The sequence below is a fragment of the Aquimarina sp. TRL1 genome, from assembly GCF_013365535.1.
Classification (GTDB): Bacteria; Bacteroidota; Bacteroidia; order Flavobacteriales; family Flavobacteriaceae; genus Aquimarina; species Aquimarina hainanensis.
On the sequence record NZ_CP053590.1, the window covers coordinates 2231204 to 2251447 of the forward strand.

Here is a 20244-nt window from a genome sequence, read left to right on the forward strand (position 1 = left end):
AATATACATGCTAGAAGAACAATCAAACTCATTAAGTAGATTGGCGCTCCAAAGATTTAAAAAGAATCTTTGGGGCGTTTTAAGTTTTTGGTTTATTCTTTTTTGTGGGATTATAGCGGTTTTTGCGTATTTAATTGCACCAGATAACTCCCAGAATGCAAATAAAATGCATTTGTCTATACATTCTAAGCCTCCGGGGTTTTCTGTAAAAATTTTGACATTGCCAGCAAAAGATGAAGCCAGTCAAAACTGGGGTGATAAAGCGTTTTTTGGAGAGAAAAATAGTGGTATTGAAATCCCGATAGAACAGTATGAAGTTGCTGATACTACCGTAACGATTCTCCCATATGCAGATGGGGCTTTAGCTGGTATGAAAAAAGAATATGGAGTTTCGCGCTTTAAGGAGGTAAGTACCGGAGAAAAAATTGAAGATCACTATATTCAGGAAAAAACATTTTTATTAGGTACAGATAAATATGGAAGAGACTTATTGAGTAGAATGCTCGTAGGGATTCGTATTTCATTTTCTATTGGTTTTGTAGCCGTTTTGATATCATTATTGCTGGGAGTGCTATTAGGGGCACTAGCAGGATATTTTGGTGGGAAAACTGATGCATTGATCATGTGGCTAATTAATGTAACCTGGTCGATTCCTACACTGTTGTTGGTTATTGCTATTACATTGGCATTAGGAAAAGGCTTTTGGCAAGTTTTTATAGCCGTTGGATTGACAATGTGGGTAGAAGTAGCACGAGTTGTTCGGGGGCAGGTTTTAGCGGTCAAAGAAATGCAATATGTAACAGCAGCTAAAGCCTTGGGATATAATCATTTTCGTATAATTACACGTCATATACTGCCGAATAGCTTAGCTCCGGTAATTGTTGTTTCTGCAGCTAATTTTGCAGCAGCTATTCTGATAGAAAGTGGTTTGAGCTTTCTGGGGATAGGGGCGCAACCTCCTACACCTAGTTGGGGGGCAATGATTAAAGATCATTATTCATATATTATTTTAGGAAAAGCATATCTGGCAATTATTCCGGGAATAGGGATTATGAGTTTGGTGATGGCATTTATGTTGCTGGGGAATGCATTACGCGATGCATTGGATGTTAGAAGAGGCTAGTTCTATAAAGTAGAAAAGCTAGAATGGAATTGCAGACAGGATTAAGAAAAAAGCTGGTCTCATTAGGAAAAAATGCCCCGAATATTTATAGACACTCGGGGCTCATGTCTTCTTTGTGTGTGTGAAGAAAAAGAGTCTTAATAATCGAAATCAATCATCAAGATGTGCTGAATTCTTTTCTAAGAATAAGTTAAGTTTGTTCAATGTCTTGTATTTCCACATGATGATGATATGATATTTTAAACCTCTACAAGGTTTTCTTCCGTTAGCTTTACTAAGCGATGTTCTTCTTTTAAGGCGCTTATAAAGTGAAAAAATTCCTTATAGGTGTATTTTGTTGGGTAAACGGTATGATTTATAATACTGGCAGGAGTATAAAATAAATCATTCGTTTCGGCCCAGGCAGCTTGTTTCTTTAATACTCTGATATGATCAGGGTTATTAATAGAAGTGCTGTATTTTTTTATCCAGGCGGTATAGGTTCTGTCTTTAAACCAATCTGAATATGCTTTTATAAAAGCTTCAGCCCCGTTTTCATGGTATATCTCAGCTAACCTCAGGCTGATCTGTCGAGCCTGATCTTCTGGAGAATCCTGAGAAACTTTAAATCGTATTGTGACCTGAAGATGTTCTCCATGTGCTTTTAATACTCTGGCATATGCTTCAAAGGCTTCCTTGCAGTATCCACACATCGGATTTGTTAATGTTATTATTTTAAACTTGGAACCAGGATTACCAAGGATGATTTCATTACTTATTTTAGTAGTGTCTTCTATGACCTTTGATTGCTTAAAAAAATATTCAAAAATCTCCTCGTCTCTTTTGAATTTTGTAAGATCAATGTTTTCACTTTTTGCTTTTTTGTTTTCGGCTATTTTTTCTCGGCTAAATATGTAGAAAGTACCGAATAACGAAGAGATCGCTAATAAGTTGTAAATCCCACTATAACTAAACTGAAAGGGTAAGGTAGTCATAGCGATTGCTAGAATACCTGCCGTAGTCAAAATAGTAGCAATACATAAAGCACACCACTTCTTGAGAACAAATGCTTGCGAGTATATCGAATATAAGGTAACTGGAATACTAATTAGAGTCGGGATGAGTAATGTGCTGTTAAAACCGAAAAATAGCTGAAACAATACCAGAGAACCAAAGAATAACAACCCCATATCTGCTAATGAAATGGTATTAAAGAGTTTTCCTTGAGTACTGTTAATAACATCTCCACAATTAGTGTTGCCAACAGACGAACAGAATTGATGTACTGTCTGTGATTGGATACCTAGGCTTTCCTGAACAGCAAAAAAGCTGAGGATAAGCCCGGTGATGCTTAATAAGAAAAAGCTAATACTAGGTATAGAATGTGTCTTCCCGATAAAAATAGTAATAAAACTGGCAACTGTAATCAGTAGTAACAGATTAAATAAAGAAGGCTTTTTAGAAATTATCGATGATTTAGCTTCTTTTTCTACAGCGATTACTTTTGGAACCCATATGGAAGAAAAGTTACTGTAGTCTAAAACATTACTTTTTAGAGTTGTGTTTTCTAAAGTTATTCGGTTGTTTTTTTTGTTTACGGAAACAATCTCGTCTCCATTGTCTGTATGAATGATAGATACAAAGTCCTGTGGAAGCTGTTCTAAAGAACTTTTAGGGACTTCGACAGCTACATTGTCTATGTTAAAATAATCAAGAGTGTCAGTTATGGATTGAAAACTTGGAAAATTAGGGTGTACACGTAATTGAAGTTTCAAATCCTTTTTGTTATAATTCCGGATTCGATTCCTTAACAATAAATGTTCGACTATGTTTTCTATATTATTTTCCATAATACCTATTTATAGAGAAAAAGTATTTTTTTTTCTAGGATTCGATCGAAAGGGAGGTATGGGGGTAATCATCAGTATACTCATAGAGTTAATTTCAAATGTCGAAAAATAGGTTTATAGATTTAAGGAAAATCGATTAGACTAAAGTATGTATTTTAATGGCTTATAGTGATGCGGACACTGCTCAAAATATAAAAGGTTAAACCGTAAAATAATGGGTTTTTTGGTTTATTTTGTTGATATACAATAAATAAGCTGTTATTGAAACGTCAATTTTACCAAGGGAGAAGACTGTTAAATTTTCTTTTCTCTTAGCGTCAAAACGGTCTTGATAGTTAATTAGATTGCCTTACATTTGCTTTTGAAATGTTTAATTTTAGAATTAGAAAAGGTTTTGAGTAGAAAGTATATTTACCCGATATTGATCATTTTGGTAACTATAGGGTTTTATTATTTAGAAGGGAGTATTGAAGGAAATACAAAAGGAGATACGAAGAATGAAGAGAAGCAGCATAGCTCTTTTTATTATTTACCAACTTCAACTACTGATAAAATTATAGTTCATGATTATTATACGTTGTCTTATTCAGAAACACATGAACAGGCAGAATGGGTGGCGTATGAATTAAAGAAAGAACATCTTTCCAGAAAAGAGTTTAAAAGACCGTATTTTATTGAAGATAGAAAAGTGAAAAGCATGTCGGCAGATTGGAAGAATTATAAAAACTCTGGTTATGATAAGGGGCATTTATGTCCGGCTGCGGATCGAAAGTTTAGTTATAAGGCTTTCGAAGAGACGTTTCTGACCTCTAATATCACTCCTCAAAACTCCTCGTTTAATGCAGGGATATGGAACGACCTGGAACAACAGGTGAGATATTGGGCGCGTAGATACGATGGGGTATATGTAGTGACTGGAGGGGTGCTGACTAAAGGATTACCTTCTATTGGTTATGAAGCAGTTTCCGTTCCAGAGTATTTTTATAAAGTAATAATGGATACCGATAAAAGTAAAATGATTGGTTTGTTATTACCTGCAAAAGACTCAAATAAAAAACTTAAGGAGTTTGTTGTTCCGGTAGATCAAATAGAGAAGATGACAGGGATAGATTTTTTTAAAAGCCTAGAAGATCATGTAGAAGATAAGTTGGAACGAGCAAATAATGCGGCCCAATGGAAATTTTAGGCTCTTACCATTCGTTTACTCGATTAGCATCTAATTTGATGAAAATAAATAGTAATAAAGTAAACCCCCATAAACTCGATCCTCCATAGCTGAAAAAAGGAAGTGGTATTCCAACGGTGGGTAATAAGCCGGTTACCATTCCAATATTTACAAAAAAGTGAATGAAGAGGATACCAACGACACCGTAACCATAAGCTCTACTGAATTGAGATTTTTGCCGTTCTGCTAACTGAAGTAATCTGATCAGTAGTAATACGAATAGAACCACAACAGCAGTGGCACCTAAGAATCCCCATTCTTCTCCTACGGTACTAAATATATAGTCAGTATGCTGTTCCGGAACAAAGCCTCCTTTTGTTTGGGTTCCTTCTTTCCATCCTTTTCCGGTCCATCCACCACTTCCAATAGCAATTTGACTTTGATTGGTGTTATAACCTATTCCTTTGGCATCGACTTCTTTTCCTAAAACAATATTGAAGCGATCTCTGTGTCTTTGTTCAAAAACATTGTTGAATATATAATTAACGGAATAACAAAAGGCAGTAATCATGACGATGGTCAGTATGTAGTTACTGTATTTAGGGCGTAGTTTTCTGTTTTTTATCAGTAAAAGAATCATCACTCCAGTAATGGCAAGTATTACCCATAAAGGATTAAAAAGCAGCGTTAGTATAAAGAGAAGTGTAGCAGATACAACGATAATAAGATACATGGCTGATAACCCCTCTCTATAAAGAGGGAAAAAAAATGCTGCATATACAAGGCCACTACCGGGGTCCGGTTGTAAGGTGATTAAAAAGGCAGGGATAATAATAATTAAAAAAGCCTTTAACTGATGGTTGAAAAGCTTGATGTTTGTTTGCATATCACTTAAGAACTTGGCAATTGCCAGAGCTGTTGCGGCTTTAGCAAACTCTGATGGTTGTAATCCGGCAGGACCAATTTGATACCAGGAAGTAGCACCAGATATTTTGCTTCCTAGTACGAAAAGTCCAGCTAATGATAAGAGTGATAGTACATAGATCAATCCAGAAAACCGTTCATAAAATTTAGCTTCAATGGCCAGGACGATAATGACAATTCCAACGCTTAATGCAATCCAGACAGCTTGTTTGATATACGGTTTTGAAAAGTTTAGAAACGAAAATGCTTCTTCTCCATGCGAAGAGGAGTAAATATTTACCCAGCCAAATAAGACTAACGTAAAAAATAAAACGACTGATATCCAGTCTATAGCAGCTATACTCGACTTGGCCATTATTGATTAATTTTAAACGGTTCTCCGCTGTATGGTTTTTTGTATTCTTCTTCTAAGCTATGTGTTAGAATCCATTGTTCCAGGTCCTTTCTGGAGATGTCTCCTTTGAGGTGTTTTTCTATCATAAGACTGGCAATTTTACCAGCATATCGCGCTCCCCAATATCCATTTTCGATAAATACGGCAAGAGCAATTTTAGGATCATCCTTTGGAGCGAAGGCAACAAAAACAGAATGATCCGTTAATTGGACTCTCTTTCCGTCGATTTTAGTAAAATTCTCCGCTGTTCCAGTTTTTCCGCAGATATCAATCCCTTCTATCTGTAGTGCTTTTGCAGTTCCATTAACATATACCTGATGCATCCCTTCTATTACAGGTTCAAAATGTATTTTGTCAATAGTCGTTTTTTTAGGTTTGGTGTATTGTTCTATTTGTATGGGGATATCATTGATCTTTTTTAGAATATGAGGAGTATAGAAATACCCTCTGTTAGCAATTGCAGCGGTCATATTGGCCAACTGAATAGGGGTTGCCAGAATTTCCCCTTGTCCTATAGAATTAGAAAGGGTTCCTGTGGCATACCATTTATATTTAGGGTAACTATATTTCCTGTTGTATACACTGGCATCAGGAACTTTTCCTGGTTTTCCGGCAGATAAGTCATTTCCTAAATAATTTCCGAGACCAAAACTTTTCACATGTCTACTCCAATTGTCAATTCCTTCTTGTGGGGTACTATATTTATTAATAATGCGGAGATATACATTGGCAAAATAAGCATTGCACGAATGTGAAAGTCCAGGAATCAGAGATAAAGGACTTCTATGGGAATGGCACCCAAATCTTCTTTTCTTTTTTCCGTAATAATATCCCATATGACAGGAAAACCCTTCGTTAATATCCACCACATTTTCTTGTAATGCAATTAAAGCATTTATCGCTTTGAAAGGAGAACCAGGCGGGTATTCTCCCTGAAGGCCTCTGTCAAATAAAGGTTTGGCAATAGTATCGTAATATAATTTAGTAAAGTTTCTGGAGCGTTTTCTTCCTACCAATAATTCGGGTTCATAATTCGGAGCAGTAATCAAGGCGAGTATTTCCCCGTTTGAAGGCTCGATTGCTACAATTCCTCCTCTTTTGTTTTTCATGAGCTTTTCGCCATACTCCTGTAGTTTAATGTCAAGAGTAATGGTGAGGTCTTTACCATTTACAGGAAGGGTGTCGAATCGTCCTTCTTTATATGGACCAATATCTCTGTTGAATCGGTCCTTCTGAATATATTTTACACCTTTAACACCTCTGAGTTCTTTTTCGTATTGCTTTTCTACTCCTCCTGTCCCTATTAAATCTCCGGAGTGATAATAAGGGTCCTTTCTGATAAGTGCATTGTTTACTTCACTGATATATCCTAGAACATTGGCAGCATTTCTTGTGTGATAATCTCTTAAGGATCGTTTCTGGATAAAGAATCCTTCGAATTTTCTCATTTTTTCCTGAAGAAAAGCATATTCGTCTTTTGTTAATTGCGGAATAACAATAGAAGGGACTCTGGGAGAATATGTTCTGGCTTTCTTTAATTGCTTTTTTAATCTTTCTTTGGTTATGTTTAGAATAGAGCAAAATTCTAAGGTGTCAAATGGTTTTAATTCCCGGGGAATCACCATCACATCATATGAGGGTTGATTGGTTACCAGTAATCTTCCATTTCTGTCATAAATAGTCCCTCGCTGAGGGTAATCATATATGACTTTTATAGCATTGTCTTCAGAAAGAGAGGCGAATGACGTGTTATATATCTGCAGATAAAATAACCTGGAGATAAAAATAACTCCGGTAGTAATGACAATTAGATATAACAAAAGTTTCCTCATGAATTGTTTTTTCTAAACAAGACTAGTGCAAGCATTGTTGTTAGAATTGTAAATAGACTGGAAAATAACGTTTTTTTCAAAACAGTCACTATATGCGAGAAGTTAAATGTTTCCAGGAAGAATAAAATGAGGTGATGAATTAGTACCATCAGCGTTACATAGGCTAATCGCTCTCCAAAACGGACTTTGTTTAGTTTTATCGTTTGGAATTCATAACTCAACCCGAAAGAGGAACGAAGGATAAAAGGTCTTAAGTAGGCAATAGTAACACAGGCTGCTGCATGAATTCCTCCTGAATCCCCAGCCATGTCAATAAACAATCCTAGTAAAAAACATACGACCAGAAACAAACTTCTGTTGATGGTTATCGGCGCTAGTAAAATAAAAATAATATACAGATACGGATTGAGATATCCCAGAAAGTTAATGTGATTCAGAATAAGTATCTGAATGAGGACAAGAAATAAAAACCGAAATGTATGTGTTGCAATATCGTTATTCATTCGCAGGGTTTTCAATGGTTTTTATTTCGGTTCTATCATTGCTTCTAATCGCGTATACAAAACCAATATTGGTCATGTCATTAAATAATCGAACATCGATAAGATAGTAACTTTTATTTTGGTCTAGTGTGAAGTTTTCGATAGTGCCAATACCAATTCCTTTAGGGAAGATTGTAGATCTACCATGAGTGATGATAGTGTCTCCTTTATTTAAAATAGCTTGCCTTGGAACGGTTTCTAGTTGGACTAAATTCGGGTTTTTTCCATTCCATGTAAGAGAGCCGTAATGAAATGAGCTTTTTAATCCGGCATTAATCCGGGAATTGCTGTTGAGAATCGAAATTACACGACTATACCGATGAGATGTGTTTTCTATAATTCCAACAATTCCCTTGTCGGTAATAACTCCCATATCAGGAGTAAGGCTATCTCTTTCTCCTTTGTTTATCAGGATGTAATTGTCGCTTTTGCTATAATCGTTTTTGTGCACTTTGGCTTTGATGTATCGAAAGGGGATATCAAAAGAACTGGTGTCTACAAAAGATTCCGTTGTCTGATTATTATCCAGAAGTGCCACTTTATTTCTTAAGTATTCATTTTCCTCCAGTAGACGCTCATTTTCTTCTTTGAGATGAAAATATTGAGAAATGGAATGCCTCCAGTTGTATATCCCTCCTGTAAAAAAATTGGTAGAGCTAATAAATTTACTTTTGTGATAAGAATGGGATTGAATAGTTAAGATTAAGGAGAATACTAATAAAAGCAGAAATAACAGAGAATTCTTATTTCTTATTAAAAAATTGATAATCTGCTGCATTGTTTAAAAATAAGTTTCCAATACTTTTGTCTATAGTTTCTCAAAAGATATATCCTACCTTTTAGAAACTGTATAAGGTAGGATAACGTAAAATTCGAATTTTAGGTATATAGAAATTATTATTTTCTTATATACGGCATTACTTTATAAGTACGTTTTTATATCTGTTAATATTTTTTAGAGTAATCCCTGTTCCTCTAACTACGGCTCTAAGAGGGTCTTCTGCAATATATACAGGAAGATCTGTTTTTTGAGATAATCGTTTGTCTAACCCTCTAAGCATGGAACCTCCTCCTGCGAGATAAATTCCGGTATTGTATATATCGGCAGCTAATTCGGGTGGAGTCTGAGAGAGTGTTTCCATCACAGCATCTTCAATTCTTAAGATGGATTTGTCTAATGCTTTGGCGATTTCTCGATACGAAATTTGAACTTGTTTTGGTTTTCCTGTTAGTAAGTCTCTACCTTGAACATTCATTTCTTCTGGTGGAAGTTCCAAATCTTCGGTGGCAGCACCTACTTTTATTTTTATTTTTTCGGCAGTGCGTTCCCCAACATACAGGTTGTGCTGGGTTCTCATATAATAAATGATATCATTGGTGAATACGTCTCCTGCAATTTTTACAGATTTATCACATACGATTCCTCCAAGCGCTATTACGGCAATCTCAGTGGTACCTCCACCTATATCTACAATCATGTTTCCTTTTGGCTGCATGATATCAACACCGATACCGATGGCGGCAGCCATCGGTTCGTGTATTAGGTATACTTCTTTTCCATTTACTCTTTCTGCACTTTCTTTTACAGCTCTCATTTCTACTTCTGTAATACCAGAAGGAATACAGATTACCATTCGTAGTGCAGGGGTGAATATTTTCTTTTTTAATGCAGGGATATCTTTGATAAACATACTTATCATTTTTTCACTGGCATCGAAATCAGCAATTACCCCGTCTTTTAGAGGACGAATTGTCTTTATGTTCTCATGGGTTTTTCCTTGCATCATAGCAGCTTCTTTTCCTACTGCGATGATTTTCCCCGACATAATATCTCTAGCTACAATAGAGGGGCTGTCTACTACAACTTTATCGTTATGAATTACCAAGGTGTTTGCGGTACCTAAATCTATTGCAATTTCTTCAGTGAAAAAATCAAAAAATCCCATATAAAAATTTAAAAAAGGGTTATCATTAAGTAAATGTACTAAAATTAATGTTTAAAATGTCTTGTTCCGGTCATTACCATTGCAATTCCATTTTCATCGCAGTAATCAATGCTTAATTGATCTTTGATAGATCCTCCTGGTTGGATAACCGCTTTTATACCTGCTTTATCTGCAATTTCTACACAATCAGGGAATGGGAAGAAAGCATCGCTGGCCATAACTGCTCCCGAAAGATCAAAATTAAATGAAGTTGCTTTTTCTATAGATTGTTTAAGAGCATCAACTCTGGATGTTTGTCCTGTACCACTAGCCAGAAGTTGTCTCCCTTTAGTAAAAACAATTGTATTGGATTTTGTATGCTTACATATTTTTGAAGCAAATAGTAAATCGTCTATCTGTGCATCAGATGGAGCAACTTTTGTTACTGTTTTTAAATCAGCTTCAGTATCCGTTTTTAAATCTTTATCCTGAACTAACAGCCCATTAAGACAGGTGCGAACCTGATTCTTTGGCAAGTTTACTTCTTTTTGAACTAATAAGATTCTATTTTTCTTCCCTTTTAATACCTCGAGGGCTTCTTTGCTAAAAGAGGGGGCAATCACTACTTCACAGAATAGTTTATGGATTTCATTAGCGGTAGCAAGATCAATTTCGGAATTGGAAATCAAGATTCCTCCAAAAGCAGAAACAGGATCTCCTGCCAATGCGTCAATATAGGATTGTAGTACCGTCTCTCTTTGTGCAACACCACAGGCATTGTTGTGTTTTAAGATCGCGAAGGTGGGAGCTTCTCCAGCGAATTCCCCCATTAAATTTACGGCAGCATCTACATCCAGTAAATTGTTGTAGGACAATTCTTTTCCGTGCAATTTATCAAACATGGCTTCAAAATCTCCAAAGAAGACTCCTTTTTGATGTGGATTCTCTCCGTATCTAAGAGATTGAGAAGATTGTTCGCTGGCTTTAAAAACAGTAATTTCCTGATCAGAATTAAAGTAATTAAAGATAGCAGTGTCGTAGTGAGAAGAAACATTGAATGCTTTGGCTGCGAATCGTTTTCTGTCGGCTAAAGAGATGGTCCCTTTTCCTTCTGTTATGATTTGTAAAAATTCGCTGTAGTCTGCTACTGATGAAACACAAGTAACATCAGCAAAGTTTTTTGCAGCCGCCCTAATTAGGGAGATTCCTCCAATATCAATTTTTTCAATAATATCTTGTTCCGAAGCTCCAGAGGCTACAGTTTTTTCAAACGGATATAAATCTACAATAACAATATCTATTTGTGGGATTTCATATTGCGCTAATTCTGCAACATCACTATCGTTGTTCTGACGGTTTAAGATTCCTCCAAAAACTTTAGGATGTAATGTTTTTACTCTTCCTCCTAAAATAGAAGGGTAATCAGTAACATTTTCTACTGGTATAACATCAATATTGAGGTCTTTTATAAATTTTTCTGTACCTCCGGTAGAATAAATGGTGATACCAAGTTCATCTAATTTTTTTACGATAGGTTCTAATCCGTCTTTACTAAATACTGAAATTAATGCGGATTTTGCCGTTTTTGTATTGCTCATCGGTCGTTTTGTTAATAAAAGGCAAAAGTAGCAATTTAGTCTATAATCTGATAACCTAATTGTATGTATTTGTTCTAGATAATTGTAACGAATTTGATTAGAAAACGTCATATCTTTATGTAGGTCTAACTTTAGTCAAAAAAAAGAAAATGTTAATTTATCTAAGAGTGCTGAAGGAGAGCTTTAATTTTGCTATTAATGCTCTGAAAAATAATTTGTTAAGAACGTTTCTTTCTTTGTTAGGGGTTACGATTGGTATTTTTTCTATTATTGCTGTTTTATCTGCGGTGGATTCTCTGGAGAAAGAGATAAAAGGGAGTATCAGTTCTCTGGATAATAGTACGATCTATATTATGAGGTTCTCTTTTGGACCGTCTTCAGTGCCTCAATGGAAGAGAGAGCAATTTCCTGATGTGACCTATGAGGAATATCAGCACCTAAAAAGAGATCTTCCTGATCTTAAAGCAGCTAGTTTTATCGTAAATGTTAATTCGGAAACTCTTAAGCATGAGGATAAAAGTATTAGTAATGTAGAGGTGGTGCCTGTGACGAGTGATTATTATGATATTGAAGAGCTTCAGGTGGTGAAAGGTAGGTTTTATAATGAGCAGGAGTCGATAACGGGAGCTCCGGTTGTAGTGGTTGGTGATGAAGTAGCAAATAGCCTTTTTGGGTCACAAGATCCTGTGGGGAAAGAAATTCGGATGTATGGCAGGAAATTTACAGTTATCGGTGTTTTAAAGAAAGAAGGAGCCGGGTTATTCGGTAATTCCAAAGATACGACCGTTATTTTACCGGTAAATATTGTAAGACGAATCTTTGGAGATAGTAATAAGTTTGTGATTCCTGGGATTATTGTCAAACCTGAGTCAGGTATTGATGTGCCTGAATTTATAGCGGCGATAAAACAAAAGTTAAGAGCTTTCAGAGGGCTGAAGCCAGATGAAATTGATGATTTTTTTGTAAACCAATTACAAGGGTTTACGGATTTTATTGATAATATAACTGGTACGATGTCAATGATTGGGGGCTTTATAGGGATGTTTTCTTTGTTGGTAGGTGGTTTTGGAATTGCTAATATTATGTTTGTTAGTGTTAAAGAAAGAACAAATCTAATTGGAATTCAAAAAGCACTGGGTGCAAAAAGAAAGTTTATCTTGCTGCAATTTTTGTTTGAGGCAATTGTACTAGCAGTTTTTGGAGGAGTGATCGGGTTATTAATGGTGTGGGGTGTTTTTGCGTTGGTTTCTAATTTTACCGGAGATTTTGAATTTATTCTCTCTGCTTCCAATGTCTTTTGGGGAATGTTCTGGTCTACAATTATTGGATTGATTGCAGGGATTATACCTGCCTGGTTAGCATCTAGGTTAGATCCTGTAGAGGCCATTCGGACTGGAATGTAATTCAAGAAAGAAGTGTTGCTAGTATAGGTATAGCAAAAGATATAAGCTCATTGTTAGTGCCGTCACAATTAAAATTACAATTAGTAGCGGAATGATCTTTAGTAAGGTCTTCTGCGTTTTTCTCAAGTTCATGTTGGTTTTCGTTATTAGCATCATGTTGTAAATGTAGTGGAAAAAGAAACTTCAGTAAACAAGTATAAACACGTGTTTTAAAGAAAAAGCCTTATTGCAAAATCACAATAAGGCTTTTTTGGGTTAAGATTTTTGGATATAAAAACAGGTTATTGCTTTATGATTCTATAGGTGAAAGTGTCTTTTTTGCTCATAGTTTCAATAAAATAAATTCCTGCGCTTAATACCGAAATGTCAATTGGGTTGTTTTTTCGGTTTCCATTTAGTTTTTTTTCTAAAACCAAAGCGCCTTGTGAATTGTAGACTCTGGCAACTTCGAGATAGTTGTTTGTGTCAGCGGTCAGCGTTATGATTTCGGATGCTGGTATTGGGTGTATCGAGAAAGGAACCTCTGGAGCTGGGTGTAATGTGTGTTTGTATTCGATAGTGAGTATTTCTGATTTATTATTAGAGGTTCCAGTTATATCAGTTACAGTATTCTCATTGACGTAAACTGTGATTATCCCCTCTGTAATTGGAATAATATCCACTTTATAGGTTTTAGAATTAAGTACAGTAAAATTAGATAAGATCCCCATAGAACTGGTAATATCATTAATAGAGAAGCCGATAACTTCTGAGTTCCAGTCAAACTGAATGGTAATTGGTGATGCATTTGTAGGAGTCGCACCAGAGTAGCTTAATAAAACAGAGGGAGGAAGGTTGGTGTCGTTGTCGGTAATGATTACTGTGTTAATTTCATTCTCCCGAATATGTGCATTTTCTACCGTGTTGAATGTAATGATGATCGATTCGTTTGTTTCTATATCGAGATCGTCTATAGAAGTAATGGTATGTTCGATATGAGTATTTCCCGCTGGAATAACTATAGTTTTTTGAGCATCAAAATCCTGAGCGTAGGTAGCAGTGCTAGCGGTATAGTCTAAATGAATGATTACATCAGCTCCATAGGCATGTGATAAGGCTACTGTTATAGTAGAAGTTCCTTTGTTTTCTTGTATGGATGGAGAGGATGGAGAGTCGTTGGAGAAATACACTTCTGGAAAAGGAATTACTAATAGATCCGCAGTATAGGTATGCGTACTGTATACTGTTCCGTCATTAACTTCAAAATCAAAAGATGTATTGATGTTATCGGTTTGATGATATTTGAGAAGGTTGTTTTCTAAAGAAACTCTGGGGACAATAGTATTGGGAGTAATAATGGTTTCGGTATTGTCAATATTATTGTTGTTGTTTGTGTCTATCCATAAATTTCCGGATGGAATTGTAGTAATTCGAATGTGATCCAATGGATCGTTATCAGGATCTGAGTATATGATTTGAGATAGTGAAAATGTATATGCGATATTTTGATATATTGAAGAAATAGTAAGGTTCTCAGAAGTTGGGGGAGTATTACTGCTGATCACCGAGATTTTTACTACAGAGAGGGCAGAAGTGCCTCCGTCGCCATCACTGATAGAAATATGAAGTGTTCTGCTGCCAACTGTTATATTAGAAGTGTTCGTGTTTTCATAGGAGAGTGCCTGGACTAGTTTTTGTATTTTGTCAGCAGTTGCATTGGGGTTAAAGGTTATTGCCAGGTCATTTCCTTCCGTAATTGTATTGTCCAGTGTTCCTATGGTTGTTCCGGAAACAATGACATTGCTGCCAGCATTTGTTCCGGATAAGGAAACCACTCCAGAAGTGTTTATGGATAAAAGATCTTCAGTAAGAATCTTGCCTGATGTAATACTGGCTAGCAAAACGCCTCCCTCAAAATTAAAGGAATCCACATCACTGACACCTGCCGGGTTGTTCTGGTCTAGTAATGTATTGCCATTGCCTTCTATGTAAGTATAAGAGTCGTTGTTTAAATGGGTTATAATAGGAACATCATTAATGTTGTTTATATCAACCGTTATATTTGATGGGGTAGAGGTTCCTCCATCCCCATCGTTTAATGTGATTTCTATATTTCTTGTGTTTGTAGCAGGGTTGTCCGTATTGATGTTTTCATAGGTGATAGCTTGTAATACGGATTGTATGCTATTGAGGGTTGCGTGTGTGTTAAAAGTGATAAGGAGGTCATTTCCTTCGGCAATCGTATTGTTAAGTGTTCCTATGGTTGTTCCGGAAACAATAATATTGCTGCCGGCATTTGTTCCGGAGAGAGAAATTATTCCAGAAATATCTATAGATAAAATGTCTTCAGAAGAGACTTTGCCAGATGTAATAGTGGCGTACAGGGAGCCTTTGTCAAAATCAGGGGAATCAACATCCGATACTATTGCGGTGACTTCCTGATCAAGTATAGCTTTTCCTTCTTCCTCTGTATAGGAAATGACGTCTCCATTAAGATTATTGATTTCAGGAGGATCATTGGCAGCTAATATAGAGATGGTTATGTTGCTGGTGGCAGAGGTGCCTCCGTCACCATCATTGATACTGATGCTAATGTTTCTTGTGTCTGTAGTAGGAGCTTGGTTGTTGGTATTGTTATAGGTTATTCCTCGAAGTAGTATTTGTGCTCGAGTGGGAGTTGCATCTGCGTTAAAATTTATGATCAGGTCGTTTCCAGGGGCTATATTATTCCCAAGCGTACCAATAAGAGTCCCGTTAATAGATATAGTGCTTCCGGCGGTGGTTCCGGAGAGAGTTATGTCACTAGAAGTGTCTAAGGATAATACATCTTCTTCAGGATCCTTTCCGGTGGTAATAGTTACGGTGATATTTCCTCCTTCAAAATTAGGAGAATCTACATCGTTTATACTTGCATTTGCATTTTGATCCACAAGGGTATTGTTATCTCCTTCAGTATAAGTAAACGTGTCTCCGTCTACGTTTGAGATAGTAGGGGGGTCATTTTGATTATCTACTGTAATGATGAGATCGTTATTGGAGGAGGTCCCTCCATCACCATCATTAATAGTTACTCTGATATTTCTGGCTCCAGTGGTAGGAGTTTCGTTATTGATATTTTGATATTGAATGGCATGTAATAAATTTTGCACATTAAAAAATGTAGCATTTGTGTTGAGGTTTATAATCAGATTGTTTCCAGTAGCAATTGTACTACCTAAGGAGCCAATAGTTGTTCCTCCGATCGTAACACTACTTCCGTAACTTGTTCCTGATAGTGAGATGTTTCCGGAGGTGTCTATAGATAAAAAGTCTTCAGAAGCATCTTTGCCGGAAATAAATTCAATACTAAGATTACCACCATCAAAATCAGGAGAGTCTACATCAAAAATAATTGAGGATGAATGTCGGTCAATAAACCGGGGACCATCTCCTTCGGTATAGGTCCAGGCGCCTCCGTTTAATGCATGGATCACAGGAGGGTCATTTGTAGCAGTAACAGTGATAGTAGCTTCAGAAGGAGGAGATTCTTTTTCAATGCCATCAAACACGGTAACACTGATGGTCCTGGGACCAGTGATAGGGTTGTCAGTATTACTGTTCTCATAGGTGATTGCTCGTAAAAGCGTTTGAACCTTGCTGAGGGTAGCGGTGTCATCTCCGTTGAAGACAACCCATAATTCATTTCCAGGGGAGAGGTCGGATAATAAATGACCAATAGGAACTCCTTCCACAGACACAGTACTTCCAGAGGTGGTGCCAGATAGGGATATATTTCCCGTAGTTGCCAGGGATAGTATATCTTCTATAGGGGCAGATCCGTTGCTGATAGAAGCTTTTAGATGACCTCCATTGTATATGGGGGTGTCTATATCATCCAGTATAATATTTGTTCCTTGATCGATAATGCGTTGTCCGTCTCCTTCTGTGTAGATGAAACTGTCTCCGGTCAAGTTGCTTATATAAGGAGGGTCGTTGATATCTGTTATCGTGACAGTAACGTTCGCATCTGGAGAGGTGCCTCCATCCCCGTCATTAATAGTTGTTTTAATAGTTCTTGGTGCTGTAGAGGGGTTGTCTGTATTGGTATTTTCGTAAGTGATCGCTTGTATTAATGTTTGAACTCTGAAAGAGTTTGCACTGGTGTTAAAGTGTACAATCAGGTCGTTTCCCGAGGCGATATTGTTTCCCAGAGTCCCGATAATTGAACCGCCAACAGTGACATTGCTTCCTGTTGTGGTTCCTTCCAGGGTTACAGTGCCTGAAAATGAAAGGAGGTCTTCCGAAGGGTTTTTTCCTGAGGTAACGGAAACCGTTAGGTTTCCTCCGTTTAGATCAGGAGAGTCTACATCTATAAAGAAAAGGGGAGCCCCTTGATCGATATTGGTACTTCCGTCTCCTTCATTATAGGTATAGGAGTCACCATTTAAATTAATGGTTACAGGAACATCGTTTACTTCAACCACATTTATGGATATGTCTGAGGGAGCTGAAGCTCCTCCATCTCCATCATGTAATGTAACACGAATGTTTCTTGCTCCGGGAGTCGGGAGGCCATTGTCGGTGTTTTCATATATAATTGCGCGGGTCAGGCTTTCTATATGGGTAATCGTTGCATTGGCGTTAAAATTTACAATCAGATCATTCCCTGTAGAAATATTATTCCCCAGTGTTCCGATGGTAACTCCTCCAACAGAGATATTACTGCCAGTTGTTGCACCAGAAAAAGAAATAGCTCCGGTAGTATCGAAAGAGAGAAGGTCTTCAAAGATATCTATTCCAGAGGTGATCGATATAGTGAGGTTTCCTCCATCAAAATCAGGGGAATCAGTATCAGTGATAGTTAAGTTGCTTCCTTGGTCAATACGTCTACTCCCATCTCCTTCTGTATAGGTGAAAGTATCTCCGTTAAGGTCGGAAATGACAGGAGGAGAGTTTATCTCAATGCTGTTTTTTATAATTGAGGTTTCAGTAAGAATTGGAGAAACATCATCGCTATCGAGATAGGCTATAAAATCAATGTCTTCGAGATGATCGATGGGGGTATTTTGTATTTGAGCTTTTAGCATTATGGGGAATGCCAAAACAAATAATAGTAGGTGTTTCATGGTTGGTAGTTTTTCTTCTATAGAATAAGGTTTTATTTCCCGGATAAAGAGGTAGTCTTTTTCCGGGGGTCATTTGTTTTTATTAAGAAAGTGTGTTCTCTAAAAGAGTGTGATGTGTAATGTGAACAATCAAAAAATGATTGTAGGACCTGGTTTGTGTTCGAAAGAAATACTAGAGTAGTATTTTGATTGCGTCGTAAAACTGTTTACGGTTGTTTCCCTGATTGCAAAAAGTATCTGGAGAAACAGGAAGTGTGCAGATTGTAGCGGTGAGAATATCTGTTGTTATAGGTATCGTAGGTGTGCTTCTTCTGTTCATAATTTTGGGGTTTATGGTTTACAGTTAGTAGATTGGGTTTTTTGGGTTATCGAGATTTACATAGTCCGATAAGGTCTATTTGTAAATATACTACAAAAAAAATAAAGCTGCTTTTAATCAGTTAGTTAGTTGGTTTTTGTAATGGTCTTTTGTTACTTTTTTCGGTTTTTTAGATAGAGACATTGGTTTTCATAATCAATAATTGCCTTTCCTTTTTTTAAAATATCAGCGCCTATAATTCCATCTACTGTTTTGGCACCGTGATTTTGTAATGCTTCATTTACATGTGTAAGGTCAAACAATACAAGAGGGATATTTGTTTTTTTCCAAGTGCCGATATGAAGGGTGTTTTTTTTAGATAATTGTGTGTGTATATCTATAGCTCCTGCTCCTGCAGCTTTTACATCGCTTTCTTCACTGGTAAGGTGAAATTTTTCAATTCCTTCAAATCCTACGCAGGAATTAGAAGCTCCGGTATCTAAAATGAAATCTCCTTCAATCCCGTTGAGAGAAGCTTTTATTTCAAAGTGATTTGTTTTAGTGTATGATAATGGGATTCGGGTATAGGATTTTTGGATCAGTAACCTCCGGAGTGTTGTCATAAATATAAAGCTAAATGAATGACAAAAATACTATAAAAAGAAGATAAAACAGCGAGCAATGATATGTGGGGTAGTGTTAGCATGTGATGTAGTATGTTGAATCCTTTGTAGCAGTGTTAATTTTTCTTAAAAAAGAAGAGGTTTTCTAAAAGTAGTATTAAAAAAATAGGGTGTATTGGGAGTGAGCTGTTGTTGAGTAGAAAAAGAATTGTAAAAATAAAAAATGGTATGGTGGAAGTTGAAATCGTAGAAGAAGATACAATTCGGCAATTGAAATTTCCGGAATATGAAGTTTTAGGATGTATTTGCGATGAAAATAATCGTTTTTTACAGTTAAAAAGAGCAGCTTTTCTGGGTAAAGTAGAGCGGTACAAAGTAGAAATTTTATTTGCAGATGATGAAGGGATTAAGAAAGTAAGAGCTGTGGTATGGGGAGTGACAAAAAAGGTTGTCATACTAAGCTCATTTGTGAGTATTCCTTTAAAAAGAATTATTGATATTATATAAGGTATAAGCCGGTTTTATAGATGGGGTATTATTGAGAGGTCACTTGGTGTTTTTAGTTTACTAAACTTTTTTCATAAGAAACAGGAAGTTAAATGATCTCGATAAAATACTATAAAATCGGCTTTTTTATCGTTGTTTTTAAACTATTATGAAGCATAGAAAAGCAATGGTGGCTAATTAAATTTGGTTACTTTTGCCTTCATGATACTTACAGATACGCACACACATATTTACAGTGAATCTTTTAATGAAGATCAGGACGAAATGATGGAACGAGCAATTTCGTCCGGAGTGTCACGTTTTTTTGTTCCTGCAATTGATTCTGCTTATACAGAAGCGATGTATGCAGTAGAAGAAAAATATCCAGAGCAGGTCTTTTTGATGATGGGATTACATCCTACTCATGTCAAAGAAAATTACGAAGATGAATTGGCACATGTAGAAGAAGAAGTAAAAAAAAGAAGTGAATCATCCTCTTCAAAACGTTTCTATGCTATAGGAGAAATAGGGATTGATTTGTATTGGGATAAGACCTTTCTGAAGCAGCAACAAGATGCATTTCGAAGGCAGATACAATTAGCGAAAAAATACGGATTGCCAATCGTTATTCATGGAAGAGATGCTTTTGATGAGATTTTTGAAATTTTAGAAGAAGAAAAAGGAGAAAAACTAAGAGGTATTTTTCATTGCTTTTCGGGAACCTTGGAACAAGCTAAAAAAGCGATCTCTTATAATATGAAACTGGGTATAGGGGGAGTTGTTACTTTTAAAAACGGGAAGATAGATAGGTTTCTGGATCAGATTGCATTGACAGATCTTGTTCTGGAGACAGATGCTCCGTATCTGGCACCAACTCCATACAGAGGAAAAAGAAATGAAAGTGCGTATGTGTTGCATGTGGCAAAAAAGCTATCTTCAATTTACGGCATATCAGAAGAAGAAATAGCAGAAATTACTACTGCGAATTCAAAAGAAGTTTTTGGAATATAAAATTAAT

General features: G+C 36.4%; 15 protein-coding genes. 5 read left to right on the forward strand and 10 right to left on the reverse strand.

The window, feature by feature from the left end; translation table 11 throughout:
- Positions 1–7: 7 nt before the first annotated feature.
- A complete protein-coding gene (locus tag HN014_RS09115) occupies positions 8–1123 on the forward strand; it encodes an ABC transporter permease (protein ID WP_176028573.1) in 1116 nt (371 codons plus the stop codon).
- A gap of 239 nt (positions 1124–1362) precedes the next feature.
- On the opposite strand, the gene HN014_RS09120 is transcribed toward HN014_RS09115, so the two are convergent.
- Positions 1363–2952, reverse strand: coding sequence for a vitamin K epoxide reductase family protein (locus tag HN014_RS09120; protein WP_176028574.1), 1590 nt, complete (start codon positions 2950–2952; stop codon positions 1363–1365).
- A 394-nt stretch (positions 2953–3346) separates the two neighbouring features.
- Between HN014_RS09120 and HN014_RS09125 the strand changes: the two genes are divergently transcribed.
- Positions 3347–4138 carry a DNA/RNA non-specific endonuclease gene (locus HN014_RS09125; protein ID WP_176028575.1) on the forward strand — a complete coding sequence of 264 codons (792 nt, stop codon included), beginning with the start codon at positions 3347–3349 and terminating at the stop codon, positions 4136–4138.
- A 4-nt stretch (positions 4139–4142) separates the two neighbouring features.
- On the opposite strand, the gene rodA is transcribed toward HN014_RS09125, so the two are convergent.
- The 6 genes from rodA to purH all read right to left on the reverse strand — a co-directional run bounded on the left by rodA (position 4143) and on the right by purH (position 11332).
- A complete protein-coding gene (rodA, locus tag HN014_RS09130) occupies positions 4143–5396 on the reverse strand; it encodes a rod shape-determining protein RodA (protein ID WP_176028576.1) in 1254 nt (417 codons plus the stop codon).
- The gene (mrdA, locus tag HN014_RS09135; RefSeq protein ID WP_176028577.1) at positions 5396–7267 is read right to left on the reverse strand and encodes a penicillin-binding protein 2; all 1872 of its coding nucleotides are present in this window, start codon (positions 7265–7267) and stop codon (positions 5396–5398) included. The genes rodA and mrdA overlap by 1 nt, the downstream gene beginning before the upstream one ends.
- Positions 7264–7770, reverse strand: coding sequence for a rod shape-determining protein MreD (locus tag HN014_RS09140; RefSeq protein WP_176028578.1), 507 nt, complete (start codon positions 7768–7770; stop codon positions 7264–7266). The genes mrdA and HN014_RS09140 overlap by 4 nt, the downstream gene beginning before the upstream one ends.
- Positions 7763–8587: a rod shape-determining protein MreC gene (mreC, locus tag HN014_RS09145; RefSeq protein ID WP_176028579.1), complete on the reverse strand. Its 825-nt coding sequence runs from the start codon at positions 8585–8587 to the stop codon at positions 7763–7765. The genes HN014_RS09140 and mreC overlap by 8 nt, the downstream gene beginning before the upstream one ends.
- 139 nt (positions 8588–8726) lie before the next feature.
- Positions 8727–9755: a rod shape-determining protein gene (locus tag HN014_RS09150; RefSeq protein WP_176028580.1), complete on the reverse strand. Its 1029-nt coding sequence runs from the start codon at positions 9753–9755 to the stop codon at positions 8727–8729.
- Between the two features lie 44 nt (positions 9756–9799).
- Positions 9800–11332, reverse strand: a complete 1533-nt coding sequence (gene purH / locus HN014_RS09155) for a bifunctional phosphoribosylaminoimidazolecarboxamide formyltransferase/IMP cyclohydrolase (RefSeq protein ID WP_176028581.1) — start codon at positions 11330–11332, stop codon at positions 9800–9802.
- A 149-nt stretch (positions 11333–11481) separates the two neighbouring features.
- Here purH and HN014_RS09160 point away from each other — a divergent pair, with 149 nt between their 5' ends.
- Positions 11482–12735: an ABC transporter permease gene (locus HN014_RS09160; protein ID WP_176028582.1), complete on the forward strand. Its 1254-nt coding sequence runs from the start codon at positions 11482–11484 to the stop codon at positions 12733–12735.
- Between the two features lie 281 nt (positions 12736–13016).
- On the opposite strand, the gene HN014_RS09165 is transcribed toward HN014_RS09160, so the two are convergent.
- The 3 genes from HN014_RS09165 to HN014_RS09175 all read right to left on the reverse strand — a co-directional run bounded on the left by HN014_RS09165 (position 13017) and on the right by HN014_RS09175 (position 18740).
- The gene (locus tag HN014_RS09165; protein WP_176028583.1) at positions 13017–17819 is read right to left on the reverse strand and encodes a T9SS type A sorting domain-containing protein; all 4803 of its coding nucleotides are present in this window, start codon (positions 17817–17819) and stop codon (positions 13017–13019) included.
- Positions 17820–17991: 172 nt separating this feature from the next.
- Positions 17992–18138: a hypothetical protein gene (locus HN014_RS09170; protein ID WP_176028584.1), complete on the reverse strand. Its 147-nt coding sequence runs from the start codon at positions 18136–18138 to the stop codon at positions 17992–17994.
- Positions 18139–18290: 152 nt separating this feature from the next.
- A complete protein-coding gene (locus HN014_RS09175) occupies positions 18291–18740 on the reverse strand; it encodes a retropepsin-like aspartic protease (RefSeq protein WP_176028585.1) in 450 nt (149 codons plus the stop codon).
- Positions 18741–18968: 228 nt separating this feature from the next.
- Between HN014_RS09175 and HN014_RS09180 the strand changes: the two genes are divergently transcribed.
- Positions 18969–19247: a hypothetical protein gene (locus HN014_RS09180; protein ID WP_176028586.1), complete on the forward strand. Its 279-nt coding sequence runs from the start codon at positions 18969–18971 to the stop codon at positions 19245–19247.
- Positions 19248–19448: 201 nt separating this feature from the next.
- Positions 19449–20237, forward strand: a complete 789-nt coding sequence (locus tag HN014_RS09185; RefSeq protein WP_176028587.1) for a TatD family hydrolase — start codon at positions 19449–19451, stop codon at positions 20235–20237.
- The last annotated feature ends 7 nt before the right edge of the window (positions 20238–20244 follow it).